A 12,956-nucleotide genomic window follows, 5' to 3' on the forward strand; every position below is an offset into this window, starting at 1 on the left:
CAACCAATCTCAGAGCAGCCGTCAGTCGTCCGGTCGGGAGCTAGGCGAGCCCGATCTCCTGGTCCAGTGCCTCGAACAGTTCGTCGTCGCTGACGGAGCCGAGGTCCTCGTCCGGTACGGCCCCGGTCGTGCCGTAGCCATGGGTGTCACGCCAGCGGCGCAGCAGCGCCTCCAGCCGCGAGGTGATCCTGAGCCGGTCCGCCGCGTCGGGTGTCGCGGCGGTGAGGCCCGTGTCGAGTTGGTCGAGCAGGCCGAGCAGGGCCCGGTTCGCGTCGGCCGTGCCGTCCTGGCCGTCCTGGCCGATCTCCCCGTCCAGGTAGTCCGCGACCGCGCGGGAGTCGGGGTGGTCGAAGACGAGGCTGGCGGGGAGGGCGAGGCCGGTCACCGCCCCCAGCCGCCTGCGCAGTTCGACGGCCGCGAGCGAGTCGAAGCCCAGCTCCCGGAAGGGTCGGTCGGTGCCCACGGCCTCCGCCGAGGCGTGGCCGAGGAGACCCGCCACCTGGGAGGTGACGACATCGAGGAGGATGCGGGCCCGCTCCGGAGCCCCGCGTCCGGCCAGCCTCCGCCGCAGCTCCGCGCCCGAGCCGGGGCCGCGGGCCCCGGTCCGTACCGCCGAGGGCACGAGGGACGCGAGGACGGGCGGCAGCCGGTCCGCCTGGGACCGCAGGGCGCCCTGGTCGAGGTGGAGCGGGTACACCACCGGGTCCGTACCGCGCAGCGCCTCGTCCAGCAGGGCGGTGGCGCGGTCGACGGGCAGCGGGGGCAGGCCCAGGGCGGCCAGCTGCCGCCGGGTCGCCTCGGATGTGCCGTCCGCCTCCCAGGGGCCGAGGGCGAGGGAGGTCGCGGGCAGTCCGAGGCCGTGGCGGTGCCGGGCGACGGCGTCGAGGAAGGTGTGGGCGGCGGCGGAGGCGGACGCCCCGGCGCCGTGCACGAGACCGTCCGACCCGGAGAGCAGGACGAACGCCAACGGCCCCAGGTCGCGGGTGAGTTCGTGCAGGTGCCAGGCGGCGTCGGCGGCCGGGCGCAGGACCTCCGCCAGCCGCTCGGGGGTCTGCTCGGCGACCGGCGCGTGGTGCCCGGTGGGTGCCGTGTGGACGACCCCGGTCAGCGGCCGGTCGGCGGGGATTTCGGCGAGCAGGGCGGCGAGCGCGTCCCGGTCGGCGGGGTCGACGGCGCTGAGGGTGACCTCCGCGTCGAGTCCGTCGAGGACGCCCGAAGTGTGCGGGACGTGCGTGTCGGTGGGTCCCGTCGTGGCTTCGGCGCCGGTGGTGCCTGCGGTGGCGTCGTCGTGCCCGTCACCGCCCGTGGGGATCGCCGTCGGTGCCGGGGCGGCGCCGGTGACCAGCAGGTGGCGTATGCCGTGGGCCGTGACCAGGTGCCGGGCGAGGGCCGCGCCCGCCCCGGTCGCGCCGCCGGTCACCAGGACCGTCCCGCGTGCCAGGTCGGGCGGTGTGCCGTCGCCGGGGGCCGCCTTCACGAGCCGGGGCAGGTACACGGTGCCGGCCCGGACGACCAGGTCGTCGGCTCCGGTGGCGAGCGCCTCGGGTACGGCCCTGGCGGACGCCTCCGTGTCGTCGAGGTCCAACAGGACGAACCGGTCCGGGTGCTCGCTCTGCGCGGCCCGCACCAGACCCCGCAGAGCGGCCCGGTGTACGTCGGCGTCGGCGCCGGGCGCTCCGGAGGGGCCGGGCGCTCCGGCGAAACCGGGCGTTCCGGGGGAACCAGTGGGACCGGTGGGACCAGTGATACCAGTGGGACCGGTGGGACCGGTGGGACCGGTGGGACCCATGGCACCTGTGGCACCCGTGGGATCGGGGGAACCAACCGGGCCCGTGGCCTGCCTGGTGACGACGACCAGCTTCGCCGCCGTGTCGCCCGCGAGCAGCTGCCGCCGCACCCGGCCGAGGGCATCGGCGAGGTGTTCGCGTACCGCCGTGAGGACATCGGCCGGGCCGTCCGGCACCTGCCACAGCAGGAAGTCCACCGGGCCCTCGGAGTCATCGGAGTCATCGGAGTCATCGGAGTCGTACGGAGGGAAGGGCAGGGGGGCGGTTACGGCGTCGCCGTCCGTGCGGACGACCGGGCGCACCGCCGCGTCCGGGACGGCGGCCGCGTCGTACGCCGTCCACTCCACCCGGTACAGCGCTCCTGCGGGTTCCCCGGCCGTCAGCTCGGCCGCGGTGACCGGGCGGCAGGCGACCTCCTCCACCGTCAGGACGGGGTTGCCGAGGGTGTCGGTGATGTCGAGGGACAGGGTGGACTCGCCGGTGGCCTTCGCCCGTATCCGGACCTCGGGGGCGCCGGGGCCGTGGACGGTGACCCCGGTCCAGCGGGCGGAGACCCGCGCGCCGTCCCGGGCTCCGGCGAGCAGGTCGAGTCGGGTGGCGGTGTCGAGGAGCGCGGGGTGGACGAGGAAGTCCGCGCCCGCCGTCCCGCCGCCCACCGCAGCGTCGCCCACGGCGCTCTCGGCGGCATCGGTGGTCTCGGCTGCCACGGCGGCCTCGGCGAGGAAGGTGTCGCCGAGCCGCCATGCCGAGCGGACCGTGCGGAACGCGGGGCCGTAGGCGTTGCCTGCGGCGAGCAGCGCCTCATACACCTCGTCGGGGTCGGCGGGGGTGGCCCCGGGCGGCGGCCAGCTCCCCCCGGCGGCCACCGGCGGCGGTCCGGCCGGGGAGAGGACGCCACGGGCGTGGAGGGTCCAGGGCAGTTCGGGACCGTCGGCGGGCCGGGCATAGACACCGACCGCCCGGCGGTCCTCGTCGTCGGGCGCACCGACGGTCACCCGCAGCTCCCGGTCCGCGTCGGCGGGCAGCGGCAGCTGTGCCTCCACGGTCAGGGTCTCCAGCCGGGGGCATCCGGTCTCGGCCCCGGCGCGCAGGGCGAGTTCGACGAACGCGCTCGTCGGCAGGGCGACCGCGCCCAGCAGGTCGTGGTGGGACCACCAGGGCTGGTCGGCGAGGGAAAGCCTGCCGGTGAGGACGACGCCACCGGTGTCGGGTGAGGTCACGACGGCACCCAGCAGCGGGTGGTGGGCGGCGGCGAGCCCCATGGCGGCGGGATCGGTACCGGTCCGGGCGCCGCGCGCCCAGAAGGGTTCACGCCGGAACGCGTACGTCGGCAGGTCGACCCTCCGCGCGCCGCTGCCGGCGTAGAACTCCTGCCAGTCGACCGGGACATGGCGGGTGTGCGCGAGGGCCAGCGCGGTGACGGCCTCGGTGGGCTCGTCTCGTTCGCGGCGGGCCAGCGGCAGGAACGCGGCGTCCGCGGCGTCGGGCAGGCAGGCCGGGCCGAGGGCGGACAGGACGGCGTCCGGGCCGACTTCGAGGTAGGTGGTGACGCCCGCGCCGTGCAGGGTCCGCATGCCGTCGGCGAACCGGACGGCCTCGCGGACGTGCCGCACCCAGTGGCCGGGGTCGGCGAACTCCTCGGGGGTGACGATCCGGCCGGTCAGGTTCGACACGACGGGTACGGCCGGTGCGCTGACGGTGATCTCGGCGGCGACACGGGCGAAGTCCGCCAGCATCGGTTCCATGAGCGGCGAGTGGAAGGCGTGCGAGACCCGCAGCCTCTTCGTGGTGCGGCCCAGGGCGGCGAAGTGGTCGGCGATGGTCTGGACGGCGTCGGCGGCACCGGACACGACGACCGCCTCGGGCCCGTTGACGGCGGCGACGGCCGCCCGGTCCCCGCAGTCCGCGAGCAGCGGGAGCACCTCGTCCTCCGCGGCCCGTACGGCGACCATGGCGCCGCCCTCGGGCAGTGCCTGCATGAGCCGGCCGCGCGCGGCGACCAGCTTCGCGGCGTCCGCGAGGGTGAGGGCCCCCGAGGCGTGGGCGGCGGCGATCTCCCCGACGGAGTGCCCGGCCAGCAGGTCGGGGTGGACGCCCCAGGACTCCAGGAGCCGGAACATCGCCACCTCGAAGGCGAAGAGCCCGGCCTGCGTGTACTCGGTGCGGTGGAGCGCGCGCTCGTCGCCGCTGACGATCGCGCCGAGCGGCCGGTCGAGATGGGGGTCGAGGGCGGCGAGCGCCGCGTCGTGGGCGGCCGCGAAGGCCGGGAAGGCGCGGCGCAGGCCGTCGCCCATCCCGACGCGCTGCGCTCCCTGCCCGGAGAAGAGGAACGCGGTGAGCCCGGTGGGGGCGGCGGCCGTGACGTCCGTGCTGTGGGCGAGGTCGGCCAGGTCCCGCAGGGCCCGGGCGCGGTCGGTGACGACGAGCGCGGCCCGGTGGGCCATGGCCGTCCGGGTGGTCGCCAGCGAGAAGCCGACATCGAGGATGTCGGCCTCCGGCCGCTCCGCGAGATGCGCGAGGAGCCGCCCGGCCTGGCGTGCGACACCCTCGGGGTCACGCGCCGACAGCAGCCACGGTACGGGGATGGGTACGGGCGCGGGGGACGCCTCCGGGCCGTCCTGGTCGGCGGCCGCCGTTCCCGAGGCAGCCGCATCGGAGGCGGCGGGTGCCTCTAGGACAGCAGGCGCATCGGCGGCGGCGCTCGCATCGAGAACAGCGGGGGCATCAGAGGCAGCGCTCGCCTCAAGAACAGCAGGCGCATCGGAGGCGGCGGAGGCCCCGGGAACAGCAGGCGCATCGGAGGCGGCCGGAGCCTCGATGATCACGTGCGCGTTGGTGCCGCTGATGCCGAACGACGAGATCCCGGCCCGGCGCGGGCGTTCGGTCTCCGGCCACTCCTGCGCGGCGGCCAGCAGAGCGACGTCACCCGCCGTCCAGTCCACCTGGGGCGACGGCTCGTCCAGGTGCAGCGACCGCGGCAGGACGCCGTGCCGCATCGCCTCCACCATCTTGATCACTCCGGCGACGCCCGCGGCGGCCTGGCTGTGCCCGATGTTGGACTTGACCGAGCCGAGGTAGAGCGGGCGGCCCGCCGGACGGTCCTGGCCGTACGTGGCGAGGACCGCCTGCGCCTCGATCGGGTCGCCGAGGGTGGTGCCGGTGCCATGGGCCTCCACGGCGTCGACGTCGGCGGGGGCGAGCCCGGCGTGGGCGAGGGCCTGCCGGATGACGCGCTGCTGGGACGGGCCGTTGGGGGCCATGAGCCCGTTGCTCGCGCCGTCCTGGTTGACGGCGCTGCCGCGCAGCACGGCCAGGACGGGGTGGCCCAGGCGCCGGGCGTCGGAGAGCCGTTCGACCACCAGGACGCCGACGCCCTCGGACCAGGCGGCGCCCTCGGCCGCGGCGGAGAACGAGCGGCACCGGCCGTCGCGGGAGAGCCCCCGCTGCCGGGAGAACTCGATGAACGTCTCCAGCGTCGACATGACCGTCACCCCGCCGACCAGCGCGGTGGGGCACTCGCCGGACCGTACGGCCTGGGCGGCCAGGTGCAGGGCGACCAGCGACGACGAGCAGGCGGTGTCCACCGTCAGCGACGGGCCTTCGAGCCCGAGGGTGTACGACACACGCCCCGAACCGAGGGAACCGGCCGCGCTGTTGCCCGCGTAGTCGTGGTACATGATCCCGGCGAAGACGCCGGTCCTGGAGCCCTTCAGGGACGCCGGGTCGATACCGGCCCGCTCCAGCGCCTCCCACGCGACCTCCAGGAGCAGCCGGTGCTGCGGGTCGGTCGTCCGGGCCTCGTTGGGGCTGATGCCGAAGAAGCCGGGGTCGAACTCGGCCGCGTCGTGCAGGAACCCGCCGTGCCGTACGTAGCACTTGCCGGGCTTCCCGGGCTCGGGGTCGTAACTGCCCGCGAGGTCCCAGCCACGGTCGCGCGGGAACTCCGTGATGGCGTCGACCCCCTCGTCCACGAGCCGCCACAGGTCCTCGGGCGAGCGGACGCCGCCGGGGTAGCGGCAGGCCATCGAGACGATGACGACCGGGTCGTCGGTGTCGCCCGCCGGGTCCGTCGTCGCTGCCGCGCCCTCGCCGGGGGCGGTGTCGCGCACACCGGCGAGCAGGTCGTCGAGGTGGTCGGCGACGGCGCGGGTGTTCGGGTGGTCGAAGACGAGGGTGGACGGCAGCCGCAGTCCGGTCACGGTGGTGAGCTGGTTGCGGAGTTCGGTCGCGGTGAGGGAGTCGAAGCCGAGCTCGGTGAAGGCCCGGTCGGGTTCGATGCCGGCGGCGGTGCCGTGCGCGAGGACCACGGCGACCTGGGCGCGGACCAGGTCGAGGAGGGCGCGCGCCCGTTCCTTCGGGGCCAGCGCGGCCAGCTCGTCGACCACCGCGGGGGCGGCGGAGGCAGCAGCGGCAGCGGCGCGCGGCCGGGCACGTACCAGGCCGGAGAAGAGGGACGGCAGCGTGTCCGCCGCCCGCAGAGCGGCCAGGTCCAGGCGGATGGGCAGCAGGCAGGGGGCGTCGGTGGCGAGGGCGGCGTCGAGGAGGGCGAGGCCCTGTTCCGGGGTGAGCGGTTCGACCCCGGAACGGCTCATGCGCCGCAGGTCGGTGTCGGCGAGGGCGCTCGCCATGCCGTCGCCGTCGGCCCACAGCCCCCAGGCGAGGGACCGGGCGGGCAGGCCGAGCGCCGCGCGGTGGGCCGCCAGCGCGTCCAGGAAGGCGTTGCCCGCCGCGTAGTTGGCCTGGCCGGGGTTGCCGAGGGCGCCCGCGACGGAGGAGAAGAGGACGAAGGCGGAGAGGTCCAGGTGGCGGGTCAGCTCGTGCAGGTTCCACGCGGCGTCGGCCTTCGCCCGCAGGACGGCGGCCAGTCGTTCGGGGGTGAGCGAGCCGATCGTGGCGTCGTCCAGCACCCCCGCGCAATGCACGACGGCGCTGGGCCGGTGCCGTTCCACGAGTGCGGCAGCCGCCTCGCGGTCGGCGAGGTCGCAGGCGGCGAGGGTGACCTCGGCGCCCAGGGCGGCCAGTTCCTCGCGCAGCGCACCGGCACCGGGTGCGTCGGCGCCGCGCCGGCCGGCCAGGACGAGGTGCCGGACGCCGTGCCGGGTGACGAGGTGGCGGGCCACCAAAGCACCGAGCGTGCCGGTCCCGCCGGTGAGAAGCACGGTGCCGTCGACGGGGCCGTACGGGGATGGGGTTGCGGCGGCCGGATCGCCATGGCCCTCCTCGTCGACCGGGGGCCCGGCCGGGACACGGGTCAGCCGGGGGACCCACAGAGCACCGTTCCGTACGGCCGTCTCCGCCTCGCCCGAGGCGACGAGCGCGACCACGTCGACACCTTCGCCCGCGCCCGCCCCCGTACCGGTGTCGGTGTCGGTGTCGGTGTCGGTGTCGGTGTCGGTCAGGAGGATCCGCCCCGGGCTCTCCGCCTGGGCGGCCCGGACCAGACCTCGTACCGCGGCCCCCGCCAGATCGGTGACGTCCTCCCCGGGCAGGGCGACCGCGCCGTGGGTGACGACGAGCAGCCGGGACGCGGCGAACCGGTCGTCGGCCAGCCACTCCTGGAGCACCCCGAGGGCCTCGGCCGTCGCGGTCCGCGCACCGGCGGCCGCATCGGCGGGCGAGGCGGGGCTGTGCCACACCAGAACGGCGGACTCCCGGGCCGCTTCGGCCCCTTCGCGGTCGTGCCAGGCCACCACGGGGCCGGTCCAGGACACCTGGCCGGCCGGCGCGGGCGCCCACGTGACGGAGTACAGCGCGCCCCGGGGGGCCTCCTCGGTCCACCGCTTCACCGCGACCGGCCGGGAGACGAGGGAGGCGACCGAGAACACCGGTCGTCCCGTCACGTCCGCGCCGGTGACGGCGATGCTGTCGGTCCCGGACGGCACGATCCGTACCCGCAGCCGGGTGGCGCCGACGGCGTGGACGCGGACCTGCTGCCAGGCGAAGGGGAGCAGGGTCCCCCGCGCCCCTCCGGAGGGCGCCGCCCCTCCACCGTGCCCGGCGTCGCCCGGCGTCTCGGCCAGGAGGGTGCCGTGCAAGGCCGCGTCGAGAAGAGCCGGGTGGAGGTCGAAACGCTCCGCGTCGGCGTGCGCGGACTCCGGGAGCGCCACCTCGGCGTACGTCTCGTCGCCCCGGCGCCAGGCGGCCGTGAGGCCCTGGAAGGCCGGCCCGTAGTCGTAACCGAGAGCGAGCAGCCGGTCGTACGCACCGTCGAGTGCGACGGGTACGGCGCCCTCCGGCGGCCAGACCGCCGTGTCGGCCGAGGCCTCGGCCGACGTCGGCGCCCCCGGGACGACCACGCCCTCGGCGTGCAGGGTCCAGGGCGCCCCGTCGCCGGTGGCCTCGGACCGGGCATACACGGCTACGCTCCGCGCCCCGGCGCCGTCCTCGGTGCCGATCCGGACGCGCAGGCGCACCCCGCCGTGCGGAGGGAGCACCAGCGGTGCGCGCAGGGTGAGTTCATCGAGTACGTCACAGCCGAACTCACCGCCCGCGCGCAGGGCCAGCTCCACAAGACCGGCGCCGGGGAAGAGGACGGTCTCCCCCATCCGGTGGTCGCCGAGCCAGGGTTGGGCCTCGACGGACAGCCGCCCGGTCAGCACCAGCCCACCGGTGTCCGGAAGCGTCACGGACGCGCCGAGCAGGGGGTGATCAGCCGTGTCGAGACCGAGCGCCTCGGGGCCCGCTCCGGCGCGCTCGGGGAGCAGCCAGTAGCGCTGGTGCTGGAAGGCGTACGTCGGCAGATCGACCCGCCGGGCGCCGGTGCCCGTGTAGTACGCGGCCCAGTCGACCCGTACACCGCTGACGTGCAGCCGGGCGAGCGCCGCCACCGCTGTTGCGACCTCGGCCCGTCCCTTGCGGACCAGCGGCACCAGCACCGCCGACTCGGACGCCACGGACTGCTGTGCCATCCCGCTCAGTACGCCGTCCGGGCCGATCTCGACGTACGAGAGAACGCCGCGAGCTTCGAGGTAGCTGACGCAGTCCGCGAACCGCACCGCCTCCCGTACGTGCCGCACCCAGTACGCCGCTGTCGCCACGTCCGGCGACACCTCACCCGACACACCCGACACCAACGGAATCCTCGGGGCGCTGAACGACAGACCCGAGACGACCTCCTCGAACTCCGCAAGCATCGGCTCCATCAACGGCGAATGGAACGCATGGGAGACCCGCAGACGCGACGACTTCCGCCCCTGCGCAGTGAACGCATCCGCGACCTTCGCCACTACATCCTCAGCACCCGAAATCACCACGGAGCGCGGCCCGTTCACGGCGGCGATGCTCACCGACTCCGACGACAGCAGCGGTACGACCTCCGCCTCCGACGCCTCCAGAGCCACCATCGCGCCACCCTCCGGCAACGCCTCCATCAACCGACCCCGAGCGACGATCAGTTGAGCGGCATCAGAGAGGGACAGAACACCTGCCACGTGGGCGGCGGCGATCTCCCCCACCGAGTGCCCGGCCAGGAAGTCCGGCCGTACGCCCCACGACTCCACCAGCCGGAACAGCGCCACCTCCACCGCGAACAACGCCGGCTGCGCCACCCCCGTACGGTTCAACGCCCCCTCATCCACACCCCAGATGACATCCCGCAGAGAGCGGCCCAAGTGGACGTCCACCTCGGCGAGCACCGCATCGAACGCCTCCGCGAACACCGGGAACGCCCCGTACAACTCACGGCCCATCCCGACCCGCTGCGCACCCTGACCCGTAAACAGAAACGCCGTCTCACCGGCCGAACGGCCCACACCTCGCACCGCGTTCGCCGCTACTCCGCCGTCTGCCAGCGCACGCAGCCCCGCCACCAGCGCCGTACGGTCCCCCGCCGTCACCACCGCACGGTGCTCCAACAGGGCACGCGACACCACGGACGAGAACCCCACATCCAGCAGCGAGACGTCCGCGTCCTCCTCCACCGACGCCAACAGCCGCTCCGCCTGCGCCGACAGCGCGACGTCACTGCGCGCCGACAGCACCACCGGCACCACCGGCAGATCCGCCACCGGCTCAGCCAGCTCAGCCGGTTCCGGCGCCTGCTCCACAATCACGTGCGCGTTCGTCCCGCTCAGACCGAACGACGACACCCCCACCCGACGAGGACGACCACGCTCCGGCCACACGCGGGCCTCCGTCAGCAACGCGACCGCACCCGCAGCCCAGTCCACCTGCGGCGTCGGCTCATCCACATGCAGCGTCCTCGGCATCACACCGTGCCGGATCGCCTCCACCGCCTTGATCACACCGCCAACACCCGCAGCAGCCTGCGTATGCGCCAAGTTCGACTTCAGCGACCCCAGCCACACCGGATCACCCTCCGGACGCCCCTGCCCATACGTCGCCAACACCGCCTGCGCCTCGATCGGATCACCCAGACGCGTCCCCGTACCGTGCGCCTCCACCATGTCGACATCCGTGGCGGTCAGCCCGGCGCTCTCCAACGCCGCACGAATGACGCGCTGTTGCGACGGGCCGTTCGGTGCCGTCAGGCTGCTGGAGGCGCCGTCCTGGTTGACCGCACTGCCTCGCACCACCGCGAGGACCGGGTGGCCGTTCTTCCGGGCGTCCGACAGGCGCTCCACCAGCAGGACCCCGACACCCTCCGAGCAGCCCGTACCGTCCGCCTCCGCCGCGAACGACTTGCACCGGCCGTCCGCCGCCATCCCCCGCTGGTGGCTGAAGTAGAGGAACATGTCCGGTTCCGTCATCACCGTCACACCGCCGACCAGCGCCAGCGAGCACTCGTCCGACCGGAGTGCCTGGCCGGCGAGGTGCAGGGCGACCAGCGACGACGAGCACGCGGTGTCGACCGTCAGGGACGGGCCTTCGAGGCCCAGGGTGTAGGACACCCGGCCCGAGACGAGGCTGCCGCCCGTAGTGGCCGCGGCCTCCGTGCCCAGGCCGTAGTCGTGGTACATGAGGCCGGCGAAGACGCCCGTACGGCTGCCACGCAGCGACAACGGATCGATCCCCGCCCGCTCCACCGCCTCCCACGACACCTCAAGGAACAACCGCTGCTGAGGATCCATCCCCAACGCCTCACGCGGCGAAATACCGAACAGCTCAGGATCGAAATCGCCCGCGTCGTACAGAAAACCGCCCTCACGCGTCACCGAACGATCAGGACGCCCACCCACCGGGTCATACAACCCCTCGACATCCCACCCACGATCCACCGGAAACCCCGACACACCATCCCGGCCCCCAGCCACCAACTCCCACAGACCCTCCGCCGACCGCACCCCACCCGGATAACGGCACGCCATCCCCACGATCGCCAACGGCTCGTTGTCCGCCTTGCGTTCTGCCGCGGCAAGCCTCTTGCGCAGCTCACGCAGATCGGTGGTGGCTCGGCGTAGATATTCGAGAAGCTTTTCCTCGTTGCTCACCGAGCACACCCTCCTGAAGTCGCGATGTCACAGCGGGCCGCGGGTCGCGGAAGAGCCGGAAAGGGCCGCGTTCCGAAATCCCGGAAGAAAGACCCGGACAGCTGGGAAAACTACGGCCGTCGCGGCTTGTCTGCCCACCCCTGAGTCGGCCGGGGGACCCCGCAAAACCGGCTCGTCCCCACCCCAGCCCACCCCAGCCCCGGTGGCCGCCACGGACCGGGGCCGGGGACGGGCCGGACCCGGGTGCCTCGCCGGTCAACGGCTTTGACCTGGGCGTACGTTCACGGGCCCGGCGGGGGTGGGCCGCTTCGGCGTCCCTTAGGGGGCCGCCACCCCAGGCGATAGGGGTACTGGCCAAGGGCGTTGTCCACTAGCGTCGGCGGCCGGAAAAGGACAGCGGCGTACGCATCGAAACCGGAGTCATCATGTGGGATGAGCAGTTCGAGGTTCTTCTGCGGAAGCAGCTTTCCTTTCTGCCCCCGGACGAGAAGATCCAGGGCGACATGGAACTGCGTGATTACGGCCTGGATTCACTCGGCACGATCGAGTTGCTCTCCGGTCTCGAAACCGCCTATGACGTCCGTTTCCGGGACGAGGCCCTGACGCTGGAGACCTTCCGGACGCCGGACGTCCTCTGGAAGACCGTGCAGAGCCTCCGCTGAGGTCGACGGGCACCGGACACGGGGACGGGACGGGGGCGGGACGGGCGATGAACTCCACGTCGGTGTTGCGGCTCCGCGCGGGCGACCACGCCCGGCTGGAGGCGCTGACCCGGATGTCCACCGCGCCCGCCGCGCTGGTGCGGCGCGCACGGATCATCCTGCTCGCCGCCGGGGGCGTCTCGAACACCGAGGCCGCCGCCCGGCTCGGCGTGTCCCGGCAGACCGTGATCAAGTGGCGCACCCGGTACGCCGACGACGGCCTGGAGGCGCTGGGCGATCTGCCGCGGCCCGGCAGGCCCGGTGTGGTCGACGAGGTCGCCGTCCTGGTCGCCACCCTCGCCGACGGCGGACGGCCGCCCGCACGGCTGGCGGCCCCCCGCTGGTCCTCCCGGCTGCTCGGCGCCGAGCTGGGGCTCGCGCACTCCACCGTCGCCAAGGTGTGGCGCAAGTGGGGTGTGCGGCCGCACCTGCCGGACGCGTACCGCTTCCCCACCGTGCCCCGGCTGCCGCCGGGCGTCCACGGCGTGGTCGGCGTACTCCTCGCTCCGCCGTGGAACACGGTGGTCGTCAGGACGGGTGGGCAGACGCTCCACGGCCCGGACGACCTCACGTTCCCGCACGGTGACGACGGGGTGCGCAGCGGGTACGCCGGCGGGTCCATGACGGGCCGCACACCGGCCGGGGCGATGCCCTCGCTCCGCACGCCCGGGGCTGCCGCCTTGGCCCGCATGCCCGGAGGCGCCTCCTCTGCCCATGTGGCCCGGGCGGCGCCCTCAGCCCACGCGGCCGGGGCTTCGTCCCCGGCCCCCACGCCGTTCCTGGCCTTCCTGGACCGCACGGTCAGGCTGCATCCCCACCCTCGGCTGTCCGTCGTCGTCGACAGCAGGGCGGCGGCGCGCTCCCCCGAGGTCCGTGCCTGGCTGGCGGCCAACCCCCGGGTCAGCCTCCACCTCAACCCCGCGTTCTGCCGGTGGTCGACGCTGGCCGACGTCCTCCTGGGCATCAGCGGCCGGCAGAGGCTCCCGCACACCCCCTACGACTCCCAGGACCCCTACGACTTCGCGGCACCCGCACATCGCGCCCGCGGGCCGCGTCCGGCCGCCGCCGTCTTCTGAGCC

General features: G+C 74.3%; 3 protein-coding genes. 2 read left to right on the plus strand and 1 reads right to left on the minus strand.

Annotated features, from left to right (window positions below; genetic code table 11):
• Positions 1-40 precede the first annotated feature (40 nt).
• A complete protein-coding gene (locus GTY67_RS34955; protein ID WP_343238677.1) occupies positions 41-11,185 on the minus strand; it encodes a type I polyketide synthase in 11,145 nt (3,714 codons plus the stop codon).
• A gap of 416 nt (positions 11,186-11,601) precedes the next feature.
• Between GTY67_RS34955 and GTY67_RS14800 the strand changes: the two genes are divergently transcribed.
• Positions 11,602-11,838, plus strand: coding sequence for a phosphopantetheine-binding protein (locus GTY67_RS14800; protein ID WP_093690301.1), 237 nt, complete (start codon positions 11,602-11,604; stop codon positions 11,836-11,838).
• A 47-nt stretch (positions 11,839-11,885) separates the two neighbouring features.
• Positions 11,886-12,953 carry a helix-turn-helix domain-containing protein gene (locus GTY67_RS34960; RefSeq protein ID WP_272925772.1) on the plus strand — a complete coding sequence of 356 codons (1,068 nt, stop codon included), beginning with the start codon at positions 11,886-11,888 and terminating at the stop codon, positions 12,951-12,953.
• Positions 12,954-12,956: the final 3 nt, after the last annotated feature.

This window comes from Streptomyces sp. SID8374, assembly GCF_009865135.1.
Classification (GTDB): domain Bacteria; phylum Actinomycetota; class Actinomycetes; order Streptomycetales; family Streptomycetaceae; genus Streptomyces.

Excerpts from the sequence above, each read along its gene's own strand:
- GTY67_RS34960 (WP_272925772.1), top strand. The coding sequence starts at position 11,886 with ATGAACTCCACGTCGGTGTTGCGGCTCCGCGCGGGCGACCACGCCCGG.
- GTY67_RS14800 (WP_093690301.1), top strand. The coding sequence starts at position 11,602 with ATGTGGGATGAGCAGTTCGAGGTTCTTCTGCGGAAGCAGCTTTCCTTT.